This is a genomic window from Paraburkholderia lebeckiae, assembly GCF_050436325.1.
Lineage (GTDB): Bacteria > Pseudomonadota > Gammaproteobacteria > Burkholderiales > Burkholderiaceae > Paraburkholderia > Paraburkholderia tuberum.
In genome coordinates, this window is the sequence record NZ_JBNDLZ010000003.1 from 667,290 (window position 1) to 690,990 (window position 23,701).

Genomic DNA, 23,701 nt, shown 5'->3' on the forward strand with positions numbered 1-23,701 from the left:
ATGTTCGCCGACGTACGGAAAATCGCCGCGCTCGCGTGGCCCGTATTGATCGGCCAGTTGGCGATCATCGCGTTCGGCGTGATCGACACGGCGATGGTCGGGCGCTACTCGGCCGTCGATCTGGCCGCGCTCGGCCTCGGCTCGTCGATCTACGTCTCGGTCTATATCGGCCTGACCGGCATCGTGACCGCGCTGCAGCCGATCACCGCGCAGCTGTACGGCGCGCGTCGCTACGGCGAGATCGGCGAAGAGGTCCGCCAGTCATGGTGGCTTGCCGCCGCGCTGACCGTGATCGGCTTTCTGATCCTGTTCTTCCCCGGACCGCTGCTGGCGTTGTCGCGCGTGCCCGACGCGCTGCACGAGCGCACGCTCGCGTACCTGCGGATTCTCGCGTTCGGGCTGCCCGCCGGCCTCGCCTTCCGGGTCTACGGCTCCGTTGCCAACGCGCTCGCCAAACCGCGGCTCGTGATGTTCCTGCAGATCGCCGCGCTGCTGCTGAAAATTCCGCTCAATACCTGGTTCATTTTCGGCGGCCTCGGCGTGCCCGCGCTGGGCGGTCCGGGCTGCGCGCTCGCGAGCACGCTGCTCAACTGGGCACTCGCGGCGCTCGGCATGCTGCTGCTCGCGCGCGTCGACGATTTCAAGGCACTCGGCATCTTCACGCACTTCTGCTGGCCGGTCTGGAAGCGCCAGGCCGCGCAACTGCGGCTCGGTATTCCAATGGGGCTGTCGTATCTGATCGAGGTCACGTCGTACACGTTCATGGCGCTTTTCATCGCGCGTTTCGGCACGACGACGCTCGCCGGACATCAGATCGCCGGCAACGTCGGCGCGGTGCTCTATATGACGCCACTGTCGATCGGCATCGCGTCGTCGACACTGGTCGCGCAGGCGCTCGGCGCGCATCGGCCGCAGGCGGCGCGCACGCTGTCGCGTCACGGCATCGCGATGGCGGTTGCGATCGCGTGCTGCTACGGCGCGCTCGTGCTCGTGCTGCGGCCGTACATTGTCGACGGCTATACGACGAACGCGCAGGTCGCGGCGAAGGCGTTGCCGCTGGTGCTGATCGTCGCCTGCTACCACCTGTTCGACGCGTTGCAGATCTCGACCGCGTTCGTGCTGCGCGCCTACAAGGTCGCGGTCGTGCCGACCATCATCTATGCGGTGGCGCTGTGGGGAGTCGGGCTCGGCGGCGGCTATGCGCTCGGCTTCGATACGACCGGCCTCACGCCGCCCTGGCTGACCGGCGCGCGCGGCTTCTGGGTCGCGAATTCCGCAAGTCTCGCGATTGCCGGCCTCGGCTTGCTCGTGTACTGGCGATTCGTGAGCCAGCGCTATTTGCGCGAGGCTGCGGCGGCGCGGGTCGATTCGGCTGTTTGAAGGGATGGGGGGTTGGGAAGGCCTCGAATAGCACCGACCGGACCGTCAGTTGCACCCAAGCCGGGGTGAGAGACGACCTGTTCTGCATCCGCCTTTCCGTTCCCCGCGCAGCTCAGCCTGCCGACGCCGCGCATGCGGCCTCCCCCTCCCGATCCTTGGCCTCAAAAATTTCCCGCGCCGCGAACAGCGCATTGAGCGCGGCCGGAAAGCCCGCATAAAGCGCCATCTGCATGAACACCTCGACGATCTGCTCGCGCGTGCAGCCGACGTTCAGCGCCGCCTCGATATGTACCTTCAGCTGCGGCTGCGCGCAGCCGAGGGTCGCGAGCGACGCGATCGTCGCAATCTCACGCGTGCGCAGATCGAGCTGCGGCCGCCTGTAGATGTCGCCGAAGCCGAATTCAATCAACAGGCGTCCGAATTCCGGCGCGACTGGCGCGAGCGCGGCGATTACCTGTTCGCCCGCCGAACCGTCGATTTCCCTGAGCTTGTCCCAGCCCCGCGCGTAGCGGTCGTTGTGTGCGTAGTCCATTGCGAGTCCTTATCGGAGTGTGAGGGCGACGAGGTTTCGTCGTCCTGTCGTGCCGGATCGGGCTCAAGCGCGCCGCTCGTGGCCGCCTCGTAGTACGCGATCTTGTCGTCGATCGCGCCGAGGTTGCTCTGCAGATCGGCGATCCGCGCGAGCAGCGCGGTGCGATGCGCAACCAGCAGGTCGCGGCGTGTGCGCATCGTCGGATGGCCTTGCGCGCGCAGCGCGGCGATCTGCTGCATGCCGGAGATCGACATGCCCGTTGCCTTCAGACGCATCACGAAGCGCAACCAGTCGAGATCGGCCGGCGAGTACAGCCGGTGCCCCGTCTGCGTGCGTCCGACCGGCCGGATCAAGCCGGCCTGTTCGTAATAGCGCAGCGTGTGCGTGGACACGCCGATCGTTTCGGCAACCTGACCGATGGTGAGCGCGGTTGAGTGTTTCGACATGACGGACTCAGGTTAGGACTTCGAGTGCACTCTAAGTCAAGCGTCGGACGCTGTCATTCCTTTGCGTTGCTCGTTCTTTATCGCAGACGAGTCATTGCGATCGATATCGACCGATAAATTCACCGGCACTGCATGCCGCTAAAAGCTTTAAATATTGTGTGGCGGATTTACTTGTCATCAATCGAACGGTATAAATCGTCCGCTATCTCAAATCGGGCTTGCGATTTGTCCTATGCTTAAACGCAGCGCCCGCTGACAGGATAGGTCGTCCGTTCCCGGCTAACTTTTTGCCCTCAATGGAGTGCTTGCCATGCTGAAGAAGCTTTTCATGCTTTGCGTCGCTGTGGCTTTGTCGCTGTCGGGCCGGATTTGCCGCGGCCGTGGAAGTGAATACCGCCGATCAGGCCGCGCTCGAATCGGTCAAGGGCATCGGCCCCGTGCATGCGAAAGCGATCCTCGACGAACGCGGCAAAAACGGCCCGTTCAAGAACGCCGACGATCTCGCCGCGCGTGTGAAGGGCATCGGCCAGAAATCGGTCGAGAACCTCGAAGCGGCCGGACTGACGATCAACGGCTCGTCGGCACCGCCGACCGGCGCGAAGACGTCCACCAAGTCGGCCACGAAGACCACACCGGCGGCTCCCGCGGCAACCACCGCCGCCGCGCCCGCTGCCACGACGGCAGCGCCGGCCGCGGCTGCCCCTGCCTCGGCCGCGAAGCCGTCGAAGTCGAAGAAGAAGGACAAGGCCGCAGCATCCGAAGCGGCAGCCGCTTCGGCTCCGGCCGTCGCGGCTAGCGCACCGGCCGACGCGTCCGGCACCAAGGCTTCGAAGAAGAAAGCGAAGAAGAGCAAGGCGGCATCCGCCGCGGCTGCGTCCGGCGCTTGAGCCCGGCGGGGCTGCCGCCCTGCGTTTCACCGCGACGCGCAACCGCGCGTCGACGTCACCCGCCCGGCCGTCATACGCGCCGGCATTGAAGAGAGACCGTCATGAGCCTACTCGACACCATCGGTTCCCTGCTTGGCAAATCGCCAGAAGGCGGCGGCCAGCAAGCGCTGATCGCCGCCGCGCTCGAATTCGTCAACAACCAGCCTGGTGGCCTGAACGGCCTGATCCAGCGCTTCCAGGAAAAGGGCCTCGGCGACGTCGTGTCATCGTGGGTCGGCAATGGCGAAAACCAGCCGATCGCACCCGACGCGCTGCATAACGTGCTTGGCTCGGAAGCCGTGACCGGCCTCGCCGCGAAGGCCGGCGTCCAGCCGGATCAGGTGACGGGTCTGCTATCGCAGATCCTGCCGCACGTCGTCAACGCGGCCACGCCGGAAGGCGAAGTGCCGGCCGATGGAAAGCTGAATGCGACCACGGTGCTCGGCGCGCTCGGCGGTTTGTCGGCGCTGCTCGGCAACAAGGGCAACGCTTAAGCACGCTGTGCGCCATGCGCTGGCGGCGGCTTAGGCTGCCGGTCGACGCCAACGCCCGGTTTGAAATCGGCGGGCAAAAGAAAACCGGCAACGAAGTCACCTTCGTTGCCGGTTTCTTAACGTTGGCGGGAACGGCTCGACTGCCGTCGTCCCGTCGCGTCATCAAGCCATCGCGTTCAGTGCACGACGCGTTCGAACAGCACCTCGCCGTCGTCCACTTCGACCGGAATCACATCCTTCGGACCGAACTTGCCGGCCAGAATCAGCTTCGCGATCGGGTTCTCGATCTCCTGCTGGATCGCGCGCTTCAGCGGCCGCGCACCGAACAGCGGGTCGTACCCGACCTTGCCGATGTGCTCGAGCGCCGCGTCCGACACCACCAGCTGCATGTCGAGCTTCGCGAGCCGCTCGTGCAGACGCTGCAACTGGATCCGTGCGATCGACTGGATGTTCGAGCAATCGAGCGCATGGAACACGACGACGTCGTCGATCCGGTTCAGGAACTCGGGCCGGAAGTGCAGCTTCACCTCTTCCCACACGGCGTCCTTCACGGCTTCCTGGGGCTCGCCGACCATCGCCTGGATCACCTGCGAACCGAGGTTCGAGGTCATCACGATCACCGTGTTCTTGAAGTCGACGGTGCGGCCCTGGCCATCGGTCATGCGGCCGTCGTCGAGCACCTGCAGCAGCACGTTGAACACGTCCGGATGCGCCTTCTCGATTTCGTCGAGCAGGATCACGCTATACGGCTTGCGGCGCACGGCCTCGGTCAGATAACCGCCCTCCTCGTAGCCGACGTAACCCGGCGGCGCGCCGATCAGACGCGCGACGCTGTGCTTCTCCATGAACTCGCTCATGTCGATACGGATGAGATGCTCTTCCGAATCGAACAGGAACGACGCCAACGCCTTGCACAGCTCGGTCTTGCCGACTCCGGTCGGCCCGAGGAACAGGAACGAGCCATACGGACGGTTCGGGTCCGACAGACCAGCGCGCGAGCGGCGAATCGCATCGGCGACCGCGTTGATCGCCTCGTCCTGGCCGACCACGCGCTCATGCAGCTTCGACTCGATCTGCAGCAGCTTTTCGCGCTCGCCCTGCATCATGCGCGACACCGGAATACCGGTGGACCGCGACACGACCTCGGCGATCTCTTCCGCGCCGACCTGCGTGCGCAACAGACGCCGACGCTTCGGACTGTTCTGCTCCTCGGCTTCGGCGCGCGTGACTTCCTTCAGCTGCGCCTCGAGACCCGGCAGCTTGCCGTACTGCAATTCAGCCACCTTCTCGAGCTTGCCCTCACGCTGCAGACGCACGATTTCCGCACGTGTCTTCTCGATCTCTTCCTTCAGCTGCGCGCTGCCCTGCACCGCCGCTTTTTCCGCGGTCCAGATTTCATCGAGGTCCGAATATTCGCGGTTGAGCCGCTCGATTTCCTCTTCGATCAGCTGCAGACGCTTCTGCGACGCCTCGTCCTTCTCCTTCTTCACGGCTTCGCGTTCGATCTTCAGCTGGATCAGACGACGGTCGAGCCGATCCATCTCCTCCGGCTTCGAGTCGATTTCCATCTTGATCTTCGACGCGGCTTCGTCGATCAGATCGATCGCCTTGTCGGGCAGGAAGCGGTCCGTGATGTAGCGATGCGACAGCTCGGCGGCCGCGACGATCGCCGGGTCGGTGATGTCGACGCCGTGGTGCAGCTCATAGCGCTCCTGCAGACCGCGCAGGATCGCGATGGTCGCCTCGACCGACGGTTCGTCCACCAGCACCTTCTGGAAGCGGCGCTCGAGCGCGGCATCCTTTTCGATGTACTTGCGGTATTCGTCGAGCGTGGTCGCGCCGACGCAATGCAGCTCGCCGCGCGAGAGCGCCGGCTTCAGCATGTTGCCCGCGTCCATCGCGCCTTCGGCCTTGCCGGCGCCGACCATCGTGTGAATCTCGTCGATGAAGACGATGGTTTGCCCTTCGTCCTTCGCGATGTCGTTGAGCACCGCCTTCAGGCGCTCTTCGAACTCGCCGCGATATTTGGCGCCCGCGAGTAGCGCGGCCATGTCGAGCGACAGCACGCGCTTGTTCTTCAGCGTTTCCGGCACCTCGCCGTTGACGATGCGCTGCGCGAGCCCCTCGACGATCGCGGTCTTGCCGACGCCCGGCTCGCCGATCAGCACCGGGTTGTTCTTGGTGCGGCGCTGCAGGATCTGAATGGAACGGCGGATTTCGTCGTCGCGGCCGATCACGGGATCGAGCTTGCCTGCGCGGGCGCGCTCGGTCAGGTCGATCGTGTATTTCTTCAGCGCTTCGCGCTGGCTTTCGGCGTCCTGGCTATGCACCTGCGAGCCGCCGCGCACCGCGGCGATCGCGGTTTCGAGCGCCTTGCGCGACAACCCGTGCTCGCGCGCGAGACGGCCGGCCTCGCCTTTGTCGTCGGCGACCGCGAGCAGGAACATTTCGCTCGCGATGAACGTGTCGTTGAGCTTCTGCGCTTCCTTGTCCGCCTGGTTCAACAGACCGGTCAGTTCGCGGCCGATCTGCACGTTGCCGTCGGTGCCCTGCACTTGCGGCAACCGCGTGACTGCGTCGTTCAGCGCGGTTTGTAGAGGTTGTACGTGCACGCCGGCGCGCGACAGCAGCGAGCGAGCGGAGCCGTCCTGCTGCGCGACGAGTGCCGCCAGCACGTGGACGGGTTCGATGTACTGATTGTCGTGGCCAACCGCCAGACTCTGGGCGTCCGCGAGCGCTTCCTGGAATTTAGTGGTGAGTTTGTCGATTCTCATCAAGAGACCTCCAATTTCGATTACCACCAAAATGAGGCGTTTTATTAGGGTTTCAAGCGCTTTTTTGGCCTCGGTCGTAACTATTTAACATTTGAGCGCAAGAACTGCCGCGATCATTCCCCAGTGACGCGGTCGGGCGGGATCGCGCACCCGGGAGCCGGTCGGATGTTCTAGTTCTTGTGGCCCAGCGTCGCCGGACTGCCGCCGCGCGTGCTATCCGATGCCACCGGAATCGGCAGCGGCACCATCTGAATCGTGGAGCCTAACCCGAGCAACGCCGCGAGCGGACTTTTCGGTTGCGCGACTTCGCCGATCGTAAAACGATCGAGCTCGGCGAGAAAAGCGAGGTTCGCCGCCTGCAACGCGCCACGGAGCCGGCACTGCGTCGTGATGACGCAAGGCCGCTGTTGGCCCTGGCGGTCCGGCAGACAGCCGACCAGCGCAAAGTCGCTTTCCGTGACCCGCACCACGTCGCCGACGGTCAGCGACAGCGATTGCGCGCCGAGCCGCAAGCCGCCGTTGCGGCCACGCACGGTTTCGACCCAGCCGAGTTCGCCCAGCTGCTGCACGACCTTCATCAGATGGTTTTTCGAGATGCCGTAGGCTTGCGAAATGTCCTGAATCGTCGATAATCCGTCGCCCCGCACCGCGAGATACAGCAGCACGCGCAGCGCGTAATCCGTGTAGTCGGTAAGTCTCATAGGTCCTGGTATAGCTTGAAAGGCTGCGAGCAAGTGCCTTGAACGTCCCGATAACCGTGTCGACGCGAGGGTTGCCGGGAACGAGCGCTACGCCCTAACATGACTGGCTGGCTGGCGTCGCTCCCCGAATCGCGCTGCAAAACTGTTTCGGATAGCAATAGTAGCTTTTTCCGCATCAACCGTTTGTCAGAAAAACGGGGGGGCAAGGTTCAGTTCAGCCGACATCGGCAACCGCAATTTTCTGGAATCCGCATGAATCCGTCTTTCCCCGCCGCGCCGCCGGTCGAACGCGCGGCCGAACCCACCGACGCCAATATCCGCGACCTCGTCTATGGCTTTTACGATCGCGTGCGTGCCGACCCGCTGCTCGGTCCGGTCTTCGACGCGAAGCTCGCGGGCCGATGGGACGACCATCTGCCGAAGATGTGCACATTCTGGAGCAGCCTCGTGCTCGGCGCGAAGCAGTATCGCGGCAACGTGCAGCAGGCGCATCAGCCGCTCGAAGGCATCGAGCCGCAGCATTTCAGCCGCTGGCTGTATCTGTTCCTCGATACGGTCGAATCGCGCTATCAGCCGGCCGCGGCGGTCCGTTTCATGGAGCCGGCGCTGCGGATTGCGCAGAGTCTGCAGCTGAGCCGTTTCGGCTGGGATTACAAGATCCCGCCGGAGCAGCAGGCGCTGCTCGAGCGGGTGGCGCCGAAGCGTCGGCCGCGAGATGGCGACGTTGACGACGATGGCGAGCATCCGTCACGGCCGGCTGGCGAGCCGTTCCCGGTGCCGATCATCGGACGCTCGCGGGACGAGTGAACGTCGGCCGGCGCCGACACCCCTGACACAAGGAGGCCGCGTGCGCCGTCGCAACTCCGCGGCCCGCGACGCGTTTACTCCGGAGTTCGATTTCCCGATTCGATTCCCCAGCGCGCGAGCGCGGCATCGTCGGTCACGCGCGCGTCGACCCAGCGCTCGCCCGCGTCGGTTTTCTCCTTCTTCCAGAATGGCGCTTCGGTCTTCAGATAGTCCATCACGAATTCACAGGACGCAAACGCGTCGCCGCGATGCGCGGCCGTCGTCGCAACGAGCACGATCTGATCGAGCGGATACAGCTTGCCGACGCGATGCACGATCAGCACCTCGATGCCCGGCCAGCGTTCGCGCGCACGCTCGACGATCGCCTCGAGCGACTTCTCCGTCATGCCCGGATAATGCTCGAGCTCCATCGTCTCGACCGCGCTGCCCTCGTTGAGATCGCGCACGGTGCCGACGAAGCACGCGACCGCGCCGATGCTCGGATTGCGCGCGCGCAGCGCGGCCACCTCGGCACTGAGGTCGAAGTCTTCGGTCTGGACGCGAACGGGCATGGACGGCTCCTGAGGGCTTTTGTCGCTGGCGTGAACGTGATGTGCGAGAGCGCCGCTCAGCCGCCTGTGACGGGCGGAAAGAACGCGACCTCGCAGCCCTCGGTGATGCGCGTGCTCGCGCCGGTCATCACGTGGTTGCAGGCCGTGCGCAGCGCGCGGCCTTCGGCGAGCGTCTCGGCCCAGATGCCGCCACGCACGCGCAGCCACGCGCGCACATCGCCGACGGTCGCGATGCCGTCGGGCACCTCGACGCTTTCGTCGGACGTATTGAGCGCTTCACGCACGCTCGCAAAGTATCGGAGTTCAATCTTCATCGGGATACCGCCGGTCTAAGCCGCGCATGCCGCGGACGACCGGCCTCAGTTCAACAGTTCGGAAAACGGAATGAAGCGCACGGTTTCGCCGGCGCTGATCGCGTGGTTCGGCGGATTGTCGATCAGACCGTCGCCCCACACGGTCGACGTCAACACGGCCGAACTCTGATTGGCAAACAGATCGAGCCCTCCCGCCACGTTGACGCGCGCGCGCAGGAACTCGTTGCGGCGATCGGCCTTGCCCTGCGTGAAGTCCGCACGCAGCGACAGCGCGCGCGGCGCGACCGCCTGCACGCCGGCCAGCCGCAGTACGAACGGACGCACGAACAGCAGGAACGTCACGAAGCTCGACACCGGATTGCCGGGCAGGCCGATGAAAAACGTTTCGGCCGGCTCGCCCCCATTTGCACCACCCGCACCACCCGCACCACGCCGCACCGCGCCGAACGCGAGCGGCTTGCCCGGCTTCATGGCGATCTGCCACATCGACAGACGCCCTTCGGCCTCCACCGCTGGCTTCACGTGATCCTCCTCGCCGACCGACACGCCGCCGCAGGTGAGAATCAGATCGTGCGCCTCGGCGGCTTCGCGCAGCGTCGCGCGGGTCGCGTCGAGTTGATCGGCGACGATGCCATAGTCGGTCACGTCGCAGCCAAGCTTCTCGAGCAGGCCGCGCAGCGTGAAGCGATTCGAGTTGTAGATCGCGCCGGGCTTCAGCGGCTCGCCGGGCATCGTCAGTTCGTCGCCGGTGAAGAATACGGCGACCTTCACGCGGCGGCGCACCTCGAGCCGCGCGCATCCGACCGACGCGGCAAGTCCCAACGCCTGCGGCGTGAGCCGCGTGCCGGCCGGCAGGATCACCGAGCCCGCGCGAATATCGGCGCCCTGCGCGGTGATCCACTCGCCCGCCTGCGGCCGATGCACGATCGTCACCTCGTCGCCAGCCACCTCGGTCTGCTCCTGCATCACGACCGCGTCCGCGCCGGCGGGCACCGTCGCGCCGGTGAAGATGCGTGCCGCGCTGTTGGGCGCGAGCGGCGTCGGCGCATGGCCGGCCGCAATGCGTTGCGAGACCGGCAGGCGGCTGCCGTGCGCGAGATCGGCGATGCGGACCGCGTAGCCGTCCATCGCGCTCGTGTTCATCGGCGGCACGTCGAGCGGCGACGTGACGTCGGCGGCGAGCACGCGATTCAGCGCGTCGAGCGTCGGCAGCGTTTCGATACCGTCGAGCGCGCGCGCGGCGTCGAGCAGGATCGCCAGCGCATCGGCAGTGGCGAGCATCGGGGCGCGGGGCGTGGGTGTGGACATCTGGAGGGTGGAAGCCGCAGGTTAAAAGAACATTGTAGCGGCCGATGCCGTTGGCCTGGGCAGCCGGGCGTTATGGGGAGCTTTTTGTGTTTTTCGATGCGCGGCCGCGGAGGGTGCGGCCAGCGTTTTCTCGTAGTCCGGGCGTGGGCGTCGATCAACGTGAATCGACGCGGCATCCCGCGTGAGCCGTAAAACGGCTCACGCGGCCCGCTCGCCCCTATTCGCCGGTATTCGCGACGATGAAGTCCTTCACCCGCTGCGCATCCGCGGGCACGACCTCGAAGCGCTGCGGCAATGACTCGAGCCCCGAGAACGCCGCCGGCCGCTCCGGCTCGCGCAGCAGCGCCTCGCGGATCGTCTCGCCGAACTTGATCGGCTGCGCGGTCTCGAGCACGATCATCGGAATGCCGGGCTGCAGATGCTCCCGTGCGACCTTCACGCCGTCGGCCGTGTGCGTGTCGATCATCGTGTCGTAACGCTGGAACACGTCGCGGATCGTGTCGACGCGGGTGTCGTGGCTGCTGCTGCCCGACACGAAACCGAACTCCCTTACGCGCGCGAAGTCGCCACTTGCCGCGAGATCGAAACCGCCCTTCCCCTCGACGTCGCGGAACAGTTGCAGCACGCGCGCCGGATCGCGGCCGAGCAGGTCGTACACGAAGCGCTCGAAGTTCGATGCCTTCGAGATGTCCATGCTCGGGCTGCTCGTGTGATACGTCTCGGCCGCCTTGCGTACGCGGTAAATACCAGTGCGGAAGAACTCGTCGAGCACGTCGTTCTCGTTGGTCGCGACGACGAGCTTCTCGATCGGCAGACCCATCATGCGGGCGATATGACCCGCGCACACGTTGCCGAAGTTGCCCGACGGCACCGTGAACGACACGCGCTCGGCGTTCGACTTCGTCGCGGCAAAGTAGCCCTTGAAGTAATAGACGACCTGCGCGACGACACGCGCCCAGTTGATCGAATTGACCGTGCCGATCTTGTACTTCGCCTTGAACGCGTGATCGTTCGACACCGCCTTCACAATGTCCTGCGCGTCGTCGAACACGCCTTCCACCGCGAGGTTGAAGATGTTCGGGTCTTGCAGGCTGTACATCTGCGCGGTCTGGAACGCGCTCATCTTTTTGTGCGGCGACAGCATGAACACGCGGATGCCCTTCTTGCCGCGCATCGCGTATTCAGCGGCGCTGCCGGTGTCGCCCGACGTCGCGCCGAGAATGTTCAGCGTTTCGCCATGCTTCGCGAGCGCGTACTCGAACAGGTTGCCGATCAGCTGCATTGCCATGTCCTTGAACGCGAGCGTCGGACCGTTCGACAGTTCGAGCAGCGACAGCGGCGCGCCGTCTTCGACGCCGAGCGTCTTCAGCGGCGTGATCTGCGCGGCGCTTTCGTCGTCGCGCACGTTGCAGTAGGTCGCGGCCGTATAGGTCTTGCGCGTCAGTGCGCGCAGGTCGTCGGCGGGAATGTCGTCGCAGAACTTCGACAGGATCTCGAAGGCGAGATCCGCGTACGGCAGCGTGCGCCAGCGCGTGAGTTCGTCCGCGGCGACGCGCGGATAGTCGGCCGGCAGATACAGGCCGCCGTCTTTCGCGAGACCGCCGAGCAGGATGTCGGAGAAGGTATGGCGCTCGCCGGCTCCGGCGCCGCGCGTGGAGAGGTAGTTCATAGTTCGGCCTAGTTCAGCGCTTCCATGCGCAGCTTCGTGACTTGCGAGACGACGGTCTGCAGCGCCTCGATCGACCTGATCGCGGCGTTGACCTGCTTTTCGACCGTCTCGTGCGTGATCAGCAGAATGTCGGTTTCGCCCTTGCCGTTCGCGTCGACGAGCTCCGATTCCTTTTGCAGCAGCGCGTCGATCGAAATGCCGCTGTCCGCCAGAATGCGCGTGATGTCGGCGAGCACGCCGGTCACGTCGGCGACGCGCAGGCGCAGGTAGTAGCCGCTCGTGACTTCTTCGATCGGCAGGATCGGGGTGTTCGACAGGCTGTCCGGCTGGAATGCCAGATGCGGCACGCGGTGCTCAGGGTCGGCCGTGTGCAGACGCGTCACGTCGACGAGATCGGCGACTACGGCGGAAGCCGTCGGCTCGGCGCCCGCGCCCTTGCCGTAGTACAGCGTCGTGCCGACCGCATCGCCGTGCACGACGACCGCGTTCATCGCGCCTTCCACGTTGGCGAGCAGACGCTTTTCCGGAATCAGTGTGGGGTGCACGCGCAGCTCGATGCCCTTGTCGGTGCGTCGCGCGATGCCGAGCAGCTTGATGCGGTAGCCGAGTTCCTCGGCGTATTTGATGTCGAGCGCGGCGAGCTTGCTGATCCCCTCGACGTACGCGCGGTCGAACTGCACCGGCACGCCGAACGCGATCGCGCTCATGATCGTCGCTTTGTGCGCCGCGTCGACGCCCTCGATGTCGAAGGTCGGGTCGGCTTCCGCGTAGCCGAGCTCCTGCGCGGCCTTCAGCGCGGTCGCGAAATCGAGCCCACGGTCACGCATCTCCGACAGAATGTAGTTCGTCGTGCCGTTGATGATGCCCGCGATGTACTGGATGCGGTTCGCCGTCAGCCCTTCGCGCAGTGCCTTGATGATCGGAATGCCACCCGCCACCGCCGCCTCGAACGCGACCATCACGCCGTTCGCGCGCGCCGCCTCGAAAATCTCCGTGCCATGCACGGCGAGCAGCGCCTTGTTGGCGGTGACCACATGCTTGCCGTTGTTGATCGCGCGCAGCACGAGGTCGCGCGCGATGCCGGTGCCGCCGATCATTTCCGCGACGATCGCGATCGAGGGATCGCCGACGACCGCATTGAAGTCATCGGTCAGCGCCACGCTGCCGGCTTCGCCGCCGAGCGCCGCGGTCGCCTTGGCCGGGTTGCGCACGGCAATGCGCGCAATCTCGATGCCGCGACCCGCGCGACGTTTGATTTCTTCCTGATTGCGGCGCAGTACCGTGAAGGTGCCGCAGCCTACCGTGCCGAAGCCCAGCAGTCCAACTTTGATTGGTTCCATGCAGCGTGTGTTTCTAGTAGAGGTTTGAAAAGGGTGTCGGGGGTGGCACGAGCGGCGCGCCTCATTTGCCACATCACGCGCCACATCGTACGCGAGGCCGGCTCAGGCTGTGTGACGCTTGCGGTAGCCGTCGAGGAAGCGCGCGATCCGGTTGATCGAATCCGCAAGGTCGTCGACGTTCGGCAGGAACACGACGCGGAAGTGATCCGGCGTCTTCCAGTTGAAGCCGGTGCCCTGCACGAGCAGCACGCGCTCTTCGAGCAACAGGTCGAGGATGAACTGCTGATCGTTCTGGATCGGATACACCTTCGGGTCGAGGCGCGGGAACATGTACAGCGCCGCTTCCGGCTTCACACAGCTCACGCCGGGGATCGCCGTGAGCATGTCGTAGGCGAGCTCGCGCTGTTTGTACAGGCGCCCGCCCGGCACGATCAGGTCGTTGATGCTTTGATAGCCGCCGAGCGCGGTCTGGATCGCGTACTGGCCGGGCACGTTCGGGCACAGCCGCATCGACGCGAGGATGCCGAGCCCCTCCAGATAGTCTTTCGCGAGCCGGCGGTTCTCGCCGATCAGGCCCGAAATGGCCATCCAGCCGGCGCGATAGCCGCACGAGCGGTAGCTCTTCGACAGGCTGTTGAACGTGACGGTCAGCACGTCTTCGGACAGCGACGCCATCGACGTGTGCGTCTTGCCGTCGTAGACGATCTTGTCGTAGACCTCGTCGGCGAAGATCACGAGGCCGTGCTGGCGCGCGATCTCGATCAGGCCGAGCAGCAGTTCGTCCGAGTACAGCGCGCCGGTCGGGTTGTTCGGGTTGATCACGACCAGCGCGCGCGTGTTCGGCGTGATTTTCGCGCGAATGTCATCGAGGTCGGGCATCCAGCTATTCGACTCGTCGCAGATGTAGTGCACCGGCGTGCCGCCCGCGAGGCTCACGCCGGCGGTCCACAGCGGGTAATCGGGCGCGGGCAGCAGCACTTCGTCGCCGTCGTTGACGAGGCCCTGGAGCGCCATCACGATCAGCTCGGACGCGCCGTTGCCGATGTAGACGTCGTCCAGCTCGACGCCGTGCACGCCCTTTTGCTGCGTGTAGTGCATGATCGCCTTGCGCGCGGCGAACACGCCCTTCGAGTCGGAGTAGCCCGACGAGCTGGGCAGGTTCAGGATCATGTCCTGAATGATCTCGTCCGGCGCCTCGAAGCCGAACGGCGCCAGATTGCCGATGTTCAGCTTGATGATGCGGTGACCCTCTTCTTCGAGCCGCTTCGCATGTTCGAGGACGGGCCCGCGAATGTCGTAGCAGACATTCAACAACTTGTTTGATTTGAGAATCGGTTTCACGGCGGGCACTTCATCCTGGTTGATGGCTGGGGCAAACCTTGGGCAAACGGGGCCTGGCTGACGACGCCGGGCCGCTCTGATTCGCCGCTACGGGGAATTCGGACGCGGCGGCGACGGCGGCCAGCCGCGAAATGGGGTCGAACTGTCGAGCGGCCGCGGCTTTCCGGGTTCCGGCGTGGAAAAAACGCAACGAAAGCGGGCGATGCCAACCCAGGTAGCCGGTGGGCCACGCCGATGCGCCCAGCGCGGCTTGTGGCGGCACTTGAGCGAGGGGCGCCGCAAGGCGGCTAAAAAGTTATAATTTAGCGGATTTTGGCCGACTTCCGCAATGCACCACCCGCATCGGCAAGCCTTTTCGGCCTTCTCGTGTGCCACACGCGTCGAACCGCGCGGCCTGTGCGACGTGCAGTCAGGCCGGCAACACGCATGACGTCTCACGACGACTTCGGAAAACCAATTTGAAATTACATCAGGATTCCAGCGGCGCGCTCAATACCGTTACCGGCTACGGCGCCGACTACGTCGAAATCAATCTGGTGCGTCACGCGGGCAGTATTCTCGTGCTGCCGGACGCGCCGGTCATTCCCTGGCCCGTCTCGTCGTTCGAGCAGTTGAGCGCCGAGCATTTCGCGATGCTGGTCGACGCCGCGCCCGAAGTGGTCGTGTTCGGCAGCGGCGAGCGGCTGCGCTTTCCGCACCCGCGCCTGACCGCCGCGCTGAGCGCGAAACGCATCGGCGTAGAAACGATGGACTTCAAGGCCGCCTGCCGCACCTACAACATTCTGATGGCCGAGGGCCGCAAGGTCGCGGCCGCGTTGCTGATCGAGGCCTGAGCGTGCCCGGCGCCGGTGCATCCCGCGCCGGCGCGCCCGGCCGGCCCGATTCTGCCCCCCGCGTCGCGCCCGTGCGCGCGCCGTCGATAACAAGAAGGGTTGATATTTCATGAACGATACGCCGTCGAGGCTACCGCTCAACCGCACCGCGATCCTGTTGCTGGTGCTGGTTCTCGCCGTGATCTGGTTCGTGCCGCTCGGCTGGCGCCATCTGCTGCCGAGCGACGAAGGCCGCTACGCCGAAATGGCGCGCGAAATGTTCCTGACCGGCGACTGGATCACGCCGCGCTACAACGCCTACAAGTACTTCGAGAAGCCGCCGCTGCAAACGTGGGCGAACGCGCTGACGTTCGCGTGGTTCGGCATCGGCGAATGGCAGGCGCGCCTCTACACCGCGCTGACGGGCTTCGCCGGCGTGCTGCTGATCGGCTTTACCGGCGCCCGCGTGTTCAACGCCGCGACTGGCGTGTTCGCGGCACTCGTGCTCGCCTGTTCGCCGTACTGGAACCTGATGGGCCACTTCAATACGCTCGACATGGGCCTGTCGCTCTGGATGGCGCTCACGCTGTGCGCGCTGCTGCTCGCCCAGCGCCCGAACCTGCGGCCCCCATGCGTGCGCGGCTGGATGTGGGTGTGCTGGGCGTCGATGGCGCTGGCGGTGCTCTCCAAGGGCCTGGTCGGGATGATCCTGCCGGGCGCGGTGCTGGTGCTGTATACGCTGATCGCGCGCGACTGGGCGCTGTGGAAGCGTCTGCACCTGGTGAGCGGGCTGATCGTTTTTTTCGCGATCGTGACGCCGTGGTTCGTCCTCGTGCAGCAGCGCAATCCGGAATTCCTGAACTTCTTCTTCGTCGTTCAGCAGTTCAAGCGCTATCTGACGCCCGAGCAGAATCGCCCCGGCGCGTTCTACTACTTCGTGCCAGTGCTGCTGGTGGGCTTCCTGCCGTGGCTGTCGGTAACCGTGCAAAGCGTGCGCCACGCGTGGCGCCAGCCGCGTCAGCCGAACGGCTTCGCGCCGGTCACGCTGATGCTCACGTGGATCGTCTTCATTTTCCTGTTCTTCAGCGCGTCGCACTCGAAGCTGCTGTCCTACACGCTGCCGATCGCGCCGCCGATCGCGATGCTGATCGGCATGTATCTGCCGCTCGTCACGCGCGAGCAGCTGCGCCGGCATCTGGCGGGCTACGCGCTGTTTTTCGTGGTCGCCGCGTTCGCGGCGCTGTTCCTGCCGCGCTTCGGCACTGCGCGCAATCCAGCCGAGCTGTATGCCGAATACCGCGTGTGGGTGCTCGCCGCGCTAGCCGTCGCGTTCGTGCTCACGCTGTTCGCGCTGTGGTTGAACCGCCGCGGCCAGAGCGGCGTGGGCGCCAACGCGCGAGTCGGTCTCGGCAGCCTCGCCGCGTTCGGCGCGGGCTGGCTGCTGCTCGGCACCATCGCGGGCACCGGCCACGACGTGTTCGGGCGCCTGAGCTCCGGCGCGCCGCTCGCGCCCGCGATCAAGGCCGAACTCGCGAAGCTGCCGCCCGACACGCCGTTCTACTCGGTCGGCGTGCTCGACCACACGCTGCCGTTCTACATCGGCCACACGATGATCATGGTCGCGCACCCGGACGAGCTCGCATTCGGCGTGTCCGTCGAGCCGCAAAAATGGGTGCCGACGGTCGACGCGTGGATCGAGCGCTGGAAGGCCGATCGCTACGCGCTCGCGCTGATCCCGCCGCCGACCTACGACCGCCTCGTCAAGCAAGGCGTGCCGATGCAGGTGATCGCGCGCGATCCGCGCCGCGTGGTGGTGATGAAGCCGCTCGCCGACGCGGCTCCCGCCGCCGCCCCGGCCGCAGCGGCGGCAGCAGCACCCGCTACCCCCACTATCGCCGCCTCGGCAGTCGTCGAAGTGAGGCCCGCAGCATCGGCCACGCCGGCCCCCGTCTCCATGCCCGCGGCAAAGCCCTAACCCTTTCGAGAACCAGACCGTTCGATGAACCCGATTTCCCTGTTCTGCATCCTGGCCGGCGTCACGCTGAACGCCGGCGCGCAGCTGCTGCTCAAGGCCGGCACGAATGCCGTTGGACACTTCGAATTCACCCGTGCGAACATCCTGCCCATCGGCTTCAAGCTGGCAACCCAGCCGCCGATCATCGGCGGGCTCGCCTGCTACGTGATTAGCGTGGCGGTGTGGATCATCGGGCTCTCGCGCGTGGACGTGTCGATCGCCTATCCGATGCTGTCACTTGGCTACGTCGTCAACGCGATTGCCGCGTGGTACCTGTTCGGCGAAGTGATGTCGGTGCAGAAGCTGATCGGCATCGGCATCATTCTCGTCGGCGTCGTCGTGCTCGCGCGCAGCTAGGCGCGGCGCCCCGCGTAGGAACCCGCGCGGCACACGCGCCGCCTAAGCCTGACGTAAGGTAGGCCGCGGTAAGCTGAGCGGTTGCGTTTTTTAAGCCGCGGCCTTGGGTTTGCGGGTAGTTTGTGGTTTACTTCGCGCCCATCGTACTTCGCGCCTGTCGGGCCGCGCCCCTTTCAATCGAGCGATGCATTCAATGAGCCAGTCACAAGTCCCGTTTTTGCCGTTTGTCAAACCCGAGATCGACGAGGAAACGATCCAGGGCGTCGCCGACGTGCTGCGTTCCGGCTGGATCACCACCGGCCCGCAGAACCAGAAGTTCGAGGCCGCGCTGTCCGAGTTCTGCGGCGGCCGCCCGGTGCGCACCTTCAATTCTGGTACCGCGACGCTCGAAATCGGCCTGCGCATCGCCGGCGTCGGTCCCGGCGACGAAGTGATCACGACGCCGGCCACCTGGGTGTCGACCAGCAACGTGATCCTCGAAACCGGCGCGACGCCAGTGTTCGCCGACATCGACCCGATCACGCGCAACATCGATCTCGACCTGCTCGAAAAAGCGATCACGCCGCGCACCAAGGCGTTGCTGCCAGTGTTCCTGTCGGGCCTGCCGGTCGACATGGACCGTCTGTACGGGATCGCCCGCGCGCACGAGCTGCGCGTGATCGAAGACGCCGCGCAGGCATTCGGCTCCACCTGGAATGGCGAGCGCATCGGCAAGCTCGGCGACATCGTGTCGTTCAGCTTCCACGCGAACAAGAACCTGACCTCGGTCGAAGGCGGCGCGCTGGTGCTGAACAACGAGGAAGAAGCGGTGCTCGCGCAGAAGTACCGCCTGCAAGGCATCACGCGCACCGGCTTCGACGGCATGGACTGCGACGTGCTCGGCGGCAAGTACAACCTGACCGACGTCGCCGCGCGTGTCGGCCTCGGCCAGCTGCCGCATCTCGAGCGCTTCATCGCGCAGCGCAAGAAGCTCGTGCGCGCGTACTTCGCGCAACTCGAAGGCGGCGCGGCCGTTAAGCTCGGCGTCGGCCTGCCGCCCGCGGACTTCGAAAACAGCAACTGGCACATGTTCCAGATCACGCTGCCGCTCGAAAACCTGTCGATCGACCGCGCCGGCTTCATGGGCGAGCTGAAGGAGCGCGGCATCGGCTCGGGCGTGCACTACCCGGCGCTGCACCTGTTTTCCCTGTACCGCGCGCGCGGCTTCAAGGAAGGCATGTTCCCGCACGCGGAGCGCTTCGGCGCCACCACCGTCACGCTGCCACTCTTCACGCTGATGAACGAAGGCGACGTCGAGCGCGTGTGCCACGCGGTCAACGAAATTTGCGAACACTACGGAAAATAAGCGGACATGACTTATTCGGAACATCGCGCCGTCGCACCGGAAGTGTCGATCATCATTCCGGTGTACAACGAGGAAGCCGGACTGGCCGCGCTGTTCGCGCGCCTCTATCCGGCGCTCGACGCGCTCGGCACCGGTTATGAAGTGATCTTCATCAACGACGGCAGCCGCGACAAATCCGCGGCGCTGCTCGCCGGGCAGTTCCGCGCGCGCCCCGACACCACGCGCGTGATCCTGCTGAACGGCAACTACGGCCAGCACATGGCAATTCTCGCGGGCTTCGAGCAGTCACGCGGCGACATCGTGATCACGCTCGACGCCGACCTGCAGAATCCGCCCGAGGAAATCGGCAAGCTCGTCGCGAAGATGCGCGAGGGCTTCGACTACGTCGGCACGATCCGTCGGCAGCGCCAGGACAGCCTGTGGCGCCGCAAGGCGTCGCGCGCGATGAATCATCTGCGCGAGCGCATCACGCGCATCAAGATGACCGACCAGGGCTGCATGCTGCGCGCCTACAGCCGCCATATCGTCGATACGATCAACCGCTGCGGCGAAATCAACACGTTCATCCCGGCGCTCGCGTACACGTTCGCGCAGAATCCGGTGGAAATCGAGGTCGCGCACGAGGAACGCTTCGCCGGTGAGTCGAAGTACTCGCTGTACTCGCTGATCCGTCTGAATTTCGACCTCGTCACCGGCTTCTCGGTGGTGCCGCTGCAATGGCTGTCGTTCATCGGCGTGATCCTGTCGCTAGGGTCCGCGGCGCTGTTCGTCCTGCTGCTGATTCGCCGTTTCATCATCGGCGCGGAAGTGCAAGGTGTGTTCACGCTGTTCGCCATCACGTTCTTCCTGCTCGGCGTGATCATCTTCGCGCTCGGCCTGCTCGGTGAATACATCGGCCGGATCTATCAGCAGGTGCGTGCCCGGCCGCGTTATCTGGTGCAGACCATTCTCGAGGAACGCGACGGCGGGGCCGTCGCCGAAGCGCCGCGTCAGACCGTCGTGCAAGGCGTGCAGCCGGTGCCGGTCGCCGACCAGGGACACCATCCATGAAGCCACGCGCCGTCGTATTCGCGTATCACAACGTCGGCGTGCGCTGCCTGCAGGTGCTGCTCGCGCGCGGCGTCGAGGTCGCGCTCGTCGTGACCCACGAAGACAACCCGAGCGAGAACATCTGGTTCGGCAGCGTCGCTTCGGTGGCAGCCGAGCACGGCATTGCCGTCGTCACGCCGGCCGATCCGAAGAGCCCCGAACTGCGCGCCGCGGTGAGCGCCGCGCGGCCGGACTTCATCTTCTCGTTCTACTACCGCCACATGTTGCCGCTCGACCTGCTCGCGATCTCCGCACGGGGCGCTTACAACATGCACGGCTCGCTGTTACCGAAGTATCGTGGCCGCGTGCCGACCAACTGGGCGGTGCTCAACGGCGAAAGCGAAACCGGCGCAACGCTGCACGAAATGGCCGCGAAGCCCGACGCCGGCGCGATCATTGCGCAAACCCCGGTGCCGATCCTGCCCGACGACACCGCCGCGCAGGTCTTCGACAAGGTGACGGTCGCCGCCGAGCAAACGCTGTGGCGCGTGCTGCCGGCGCTGCTCGCGGGCGAGGCGCCGCATCTGCCGAACGATCTCGCGCATGGCAGTTACTACGGCGGGCGCAAACCGGAAGACGGCCGCATCGACTGGAATCAGTCCGCGCAACAGGTCTACAACCTGATCCGCGCGGTCGCGCCGCCGTATCCGGGCGCTTTCACCGAGCTGAACGGGCGCCGTTTCATCGTCGCGCGCGCGCGTCTGGCCGCGCCCGGCGCGCTCCGCTCGGATTTGCCCCCGGGCCTGCACGTAAGCGATAATGCCGTTTTCGCGATCTGCGGCGACGGCCGCGCGATCAACATCCACGAATTGCGGCACCAGCACGGCGGCGGCGAGACTGACGTCAGTCCGGCGGAATTCGCCCAGCTCATCCAATCTCATTCATGAAAAAAGTCCTGATTCTGGGTGTCAATGGCTTCATCGGCCATCACCTGTCCAAACGCATTCTCGAAACGACCGACTGGGAAGTGTTCGGAATGGACATGCAGACCGAACGTCTCGGCGACCTCGTCAATCATGAGCGGATGCACTTCTTCGAAGGCGACATCACGATCAACAAGGAGTGGGTCGAGTACCACATCAAGAAGTGCGATGTGATTCTGCCGCTCGTCGCGATCGCCACGCCCGCAACGTATGTGAAGCAGCCGCTGCGCGTGTTCGAACTCGACTTCGAGGCGAACCTGCCGATCGTGCGTTCAGCCGTCAAGTACGGCAAGCATCTGGTGTTTCCGTCGACCTCCGAGGTCTACGGCATGTGCACGGACGAGCAGTTCGATCCGGAAGAATCGCAGCTGTCGTACGGCCCGATCAACAAGCCGCGCTGGATCTACGCGTGCTCGAAGCAACTGATGGACCGGGTGATCTGGGGCTACGGCATGGAAGGCCTGAACTTCACGCTGTTCCGTCCGTTCAACTGGATCGGCCCGGGCCTCGACTCGATCTACACGCCGAAGGAAGGTAGCTCGCGCGTGGTCACGCAGTTCCTCGGCCACATCGTGCGCGGCGAGAACATCAGCCTCGTCGATGGCGGCGCGCAGAAGCGCGCGTTCACGGACATCGACGACGGCATCAGCGCGCTGATGAAGATCATCGAGAACAAGAACGGCGTCGCCACCGGCAAGATCTACAACATCGGCAACCCGATCAACAACTTCTCGGTGCGTGAGCTCGCGCACAAGATGCTGGCACTCGCGGCCGAATTCCCCGAATACGCGGACTCGGCCAAGAAGGTGCAACTGGTCGAAACGTCGTCGGGCGCGTACTACGGCAACGGCTATCAGGACGTGCAGAACCGCGTGCCGAAGATCGACAATACGAAGCAGGAACTCAGCTGGGCACCCACGTCGACTTTCGACGAAGCGCTGCGCAAGATTTTCGAAGCGTATCGCGGCCACGTCGCGGAAGCCCGCGCACTCGTCGAACAGCAATAAGGGCGCGTCCTTGGCTCGCATCGTCCTGAAGATCGACGTCGACACGCTGCGCGGCACCCGCGAAGGCGTGCCGAATCTCGCGCGCATCTTCGACCGCTTCAAGGCGCGCGCCACCTTCCTGTTCAGCCTCGGGCCCGACCACACCGGTTGGGCGATGCGCCGCGTGCTGCGGCCGGGCTTTCTGAAGAAGGTGTCGCGCACGTCGGTGGTCGAGCATTACGGCGTCAGGCAGTTGATGTACGGCGTGCTGCTGCCCGCTCCGGACATCGGCGCGAAGGCCGCGGCCGAGATGCGAGCGATCCACGAAGCCGGCTTCGAGTGCGGCATCCATACGTGGGATCACGTGTACTGGCAGGACAACGTGCGCGCCAAAGATCGCGCGTGGACCGTCGCGCAGATGCAGCAGAGCCACGCGCGGTTCATCGAGATATTCGGTGCGCCGCCCGTCACGCACGGCGCCGCGGGCTGGCAGATGAACGGCCACGCGTTCGAGCAGATCGACGCGTGGGGCATGCGCTACGCTTCCGACGGCCGCGGACACTCGCCATATCTGCCGGTGGTCGACGGCAGGACGCTGAAGCACGTGCAGATGCCGACCACGCTCCCGACGCTCGACGAAGTGCTCGGTGTCGATGGTGTCGATACGCACAACGTCGCCGCGTGGATGCTGAAACAAACTGAAAAAAATCCGCACGACCAGGTGTTCACGCTGCACGCGGAACTCGAAGGACAGAAACTCGCGCCGGTTTTCGAACAGTTGCTCGAAGGCTGGCGCGCCCAGGGCCACACGTTCGCGACGATGGGCGATTACTACGCCACGCTAGACCGCGACACGCTGCCATCGTACCCTGTCGCGTGGGGCGAGATTGCGGGGCGCTCCGGCGAACTGATCGTCCAGCCCTGAAGGCCCGCGACGCGGGAGTCGTTAGAAGGCGCGCCGCTTATCGCCTGCCTGTTGCCCGCCTGTTGCCCGCTTCCTTGCCGAGTCTGACGATCGGACAACCGCGCGCCGACCGTATTCCCGAACAACAACAACCTCGACGACAGACCGGCCGACGCCGCGGCACCTAGCGACGCCAGCCCCAATAACCGGAGAACCTCGTGTCCATCGCAGTCGACCAACCCATCCCCGACTTCACCGCCGCCGCGACGGGCGGCGAAATCACGCTGTCAAAGCTGCGGGGCAAGAAGGTGGTGCTGTATTTCTATCCGAAGGACAACACGCCGGGCTGCACGACCGAAGGCCTGCAGTTCCGCGATCTGTATCCGAAGTTCAAGAAAGCCGGCGCGGAAGTGATCGGCGTGTCGCGCGACAGCCTGCGTTCGCATGACAACTTCAAGGCTAAGCTCGAACTACCCTTCCCGCTGATTTCCGACCCGGAAGAAACGCTGTGCGCCCTCTTCGCCGTCATCAAAATGAAGAAAATGTATGGCAAAGAGGTACGGGGAATCGAGCGCTCCACGTTCCTCATCGACGCCGATGGCGTGCTGCGCCAGGAGTGGCGCGGCGTCAAGGTGCCGGGCCACGTCGACGATATTCTGGAGGCTGTACAAGCGCTTTGATGCGCGTT

At 65.0% G+C, this 23,701-nt stretch carries 22 protein-coding genes and 1 pseudogene; 13 read left to right on the top strand and 10 right to left on the bottom strand.

Annotated features, from left to right (window positions below; all coding sequences use genetic code 11):
• A complete protein-coding gene (locus tag OKW44_RS20995) occupies positions 1-1,380 on the top strand; it encodes an MATE family efflux transporter (protein WP_018418144.1) in 1,380 nt (459 codons plus the stop codon).
• 112 nt (positions 1,381-1,492) lie between these two features.
• Here the strand turns inward: OKW44_RS20995 and OKW44_RS21000 are convergent, their stop codons facing one another.
• Together OKW44_RS21000 and OKW44_RS21005 are read right to left on the bottom strand one after the other, a co-directional pair.
• Entirely contained in the window at positions 1,493-1,912 is a 420-nt protein-coding gene (locus OKW44_RS21000; RefSeq protein ID WP_018418145.1) for a carboxymuconolactone decarboxylase family protein, read from the bottom strand.
• Entirely contained in the window at positions 1,831-2,358 is a 528-nt protein-coding gene (locus OKW44_RS21005; protein ID WP_018418146.1) for a MerR family transcriptional regulator, read from the bottom strand. The genes OKW44_RS21000 and OKW44_RS21005 overlap by 82 nt, the downstream gene beginning before the upstream one ends.
• 310 nt (positions 2,359-2,668) lie before the next feature.
• On the opposite strand from OKW44_RS21005, the pseudogene OKW44_RS21010 reads away from it, so the two are divergent.
• Positions 2,669-3,245, top strand: a pseudogene (locus tag OKW44_RS21010) (ComEA family DNA-binding protein).
• A 101-nt stretch (positions 3,246-3,346) separates the two neighbouring features.
• Positions 3,347-3,778: a YidB family protein gene (locus tag OKW44_RS21015; RefSeq protein ID WP_018418148.1), complete on the top strand. Its 432-nt coding sequence runs from the start codon at positions 3,347-3,349 to the stop codon at positions 3,776-3,778.
• Between the two features lie 176 nt (positions 3,779-3,954).
• On the opposite strand, the gene clpB is transcribed toward OKW44_RS21015, so the two are convergent.
• The gene (gene clpB / locus OKW44_RS21020) at positions 3,955-6,552 is read right to left on the bottom strand and encodes an ATP-dependent chaperone ClpB (protein ID WP_018418149.1); all 2,598 of its coding nucleotides are present in this window, start codon (positions 6,550-6,552) and stop codon (positions 3,955-3,957) included.
• Positions 6,553-6,722: 170 nt separating this feature from the next.
• A complete protein-coding gene (locus tag OKW44_RS21025) occupies positions 6,723-7,253 on the bottom strand; it encodes an Rrf2 family transcriptional regulator (protein ID WP_018418150.1) in 531 nt (176 codons plus the stop codon).
• Between the two features lie 252 nt (positions 7,254-7,505).
• Here OKW44_RS21025 and OKW44_RS21030 point away from each other — a divergent pair, with 252 nt between their 5' ends.
• Positions 7,506-8,060, top strand: a complete 555-nt coding sequence (locus tag OKW44_RS21030; protein WP_018418151.1) for a group III truncated hemoglobin — start codon at positions 7,506-7,508, stop codon at positions 8,058-8,060.
• 74 nt (positions 8,061-8,134) lie between these two features.
• Here the strand turns inward: OKW44_RS21030 and moaE are convergent, their stop codons facing one another.
• The 6 genes from moaE to OKW44_RS21060 all read right to left on the bottom strand — a co-directional run bounded on the left by moaE (position 8,135) and on the right by OKW44_RS21060 (position 14,592).
• On the bottom strand, positions 8,135-8,611 hold the full coding sequence (moaE, locus tag OKW44_RS21035) for a molybdopterin synthase catalytic subunit MoaE (protein ID WP_018418152.1): 477 nt from the start codon (positions 8,609-8,611) through the stop codon (positions 8,135-8,137).
• A gap of 56 nt (positions 8,612-8,667) precedes the next feature.
• Positions 8,668-8,925 (bottom strand): molybdopterin converting factor subunit 1, encoded by a 258-nt coding sequence (gene moaD, locus OKW44_RS21040; RefSeq protein WP_018418153.1) that lies wholly within the window; start codon positions 8,923-8,925, stop codon positions 8,668-8,670.
• A gap of 45 nt (positions 8,926-8,970) precedes the next feature.
• Entirely contained in the window at positions 8,971-10,206 is a 1,236-nt protein-coding gene (locus OKW44_RS21045; RefSeq protein ID WP_018418154.1) for a molybdopterin molybdotransferase MoeA, read from the bottom strand.
• Between the two features lie 244 nt (positions 10,207-10,450).
• Positions 10,451-11,902, bottom strand: coding sequence for a threonine synthase (thrC, locus tag OKW44_RS21050; protein ID WP_018418155.1), 1,452 nt, complete (start codon positions 11,900-11,902; stop codon positions 10,451-10,453).
• A gap of 8 nt (positions 11,903-11,910) precedes the next feature.
• On the bottom strand, positions 11,911-13,242 hold the full coding sequence (locus tag OKW44_RS21055) for a homoserine dehydrogenase (protein WP_018418156.1): 1,332 nt from the start codon (positions 13,240-13,242) through the stop codon (positions 11,911-11,913).
• 102 nt (positions 13,243-13,344) lie between these two features.
• Positions 13,345-14,592 carry a pyridoxal phosphate-dependent aminotransferase gene (locus OKW44_RS21060; RefSeq protein ID WP_018418157.1) on the bottom strand — a complete coding sequence of 416 codons (1,248 nt, stop codon included), beginning with the start codon at positions 14,590-14,592 and terminating at the stop codon, positions 13,345-13,347.
• 449 nt (positions 14,593-15,041) lie between these two features.
• Between OKW44_RS21060 and OKW44_RS21065 the strand changes: the two genes are divergently transcribed.
• From OKW44_RS21065 to OKW44_RS21105, 9 genes are all read left to right on the top strand, one after another.
• Positions 15,042-15,416, top strand: coding sequence for an Mth938-like domain-containing protein (locus tag OKW44_RS21065; RefSeq protein ID WP_018418158.1), 375 nt, complete (start codon positions 15,042-15,044; stop codon positions 15,414-15,416).
• 109 nt (positions 15,417-15,525) lie between these two features.
• Positions 15,526-17,370 carry an ArnT family glycosyltransferase gene (locus tag OKW44_RS21070; RefSeq protein WP_018418159.1) on the top strand — a complete coding sequence of 615 codons (1,845 nt, stop codon included), beginning with the start codon at positions 15,526-15,528 and terminating at the stop codon, positions 17,368-17,370.
• A 24-nt stretch (positions 17,371-17,394) separates the two neighbouring features.
• Entirely contained in the window at positions 17,395-17,766 is a 372-nt protein-coding gene (locus tag OKW44_RS21075) for an SMR family transporter (RefSeq protein WP_018418160.1), read from the top strand.
• Positions 17,767-17,959: 193 nt separating this feature from the next.
• Entirely contained in the window at positions 17,960-19,111 is a 1,152-nt protein-coding gene (locus tag OKW44_RS21080) for a DegT/DnrJ/EryC1/StrS family aminotransferase (protein ID WP_018418161.1), read from the top strand.
• A 6-nt stretch (positions 19,112-19,117) separates the two neighbouring features.
• A complete protein-coding gene (locus OKW44_RS21085; protein WP_018418162.1) occupies positions 19,118-20,161 on the top strand; it encodes a glycosyltransferase in 1,044 nt (347 codons plus the stop codon).
• On the top strand, positions 20,158-21,087 hold the full coding sequence (locus OKW44_RS21090; protein WP_018418163.1) for a formyltransferase: 930 nt from the start codon (positions 20,158-20,160) through the stop codon (positions 21,085-21,087). The genes OKW44_RS21085 and OKW44_RS21090 overlap by 4 nt, the downstream gene beginning before the upstream one ends.
• Positions 21,084-22,130 carry a bifunctional UDP-4-keto-pentose/UDP-xylose synthase gene (locus tag OKW44_RS21095; RefSeq protein WP_018418164.1) on the top strand — a complete coding sequence of 349 codons (1,047 nt, stop codon included), beginning with the start codon at positions 21,084-21,086 and terminating at the stop codon, positions 22,128-22,130. Before OKW44_RS21090 ends, OKW44_RS21095 begins: the two co-directional genes overlap by 4 nt.
• 10 nt (positions 22,131-22,140) lie before the next feature.
• The gene (locus OKW44_RS21100) at positions 22,141-23,034 is read left to right on the top strand and encodes a polysaccharide deacetylase family protein (RefSeq protein WP_018418165.1); all 894 of its coding nucleotides are present in this window, start codon (positions 22,141-22,143) and stop codon (positions 23,032-23,034) included.
• 197 nt (positions 23,035-23,231) lie between these two features.
• A complete protein-coding gene (locus tag OKW44_RS21105) occupies positions 23,232-23,693 on the top strand; it encodes a peroxiredoxin (protein WP_018418166.1) in 462 nt (153 codons plus the stop codon).
• Positions 23,694-23,701: the final 8 nt, after the last annotated feature.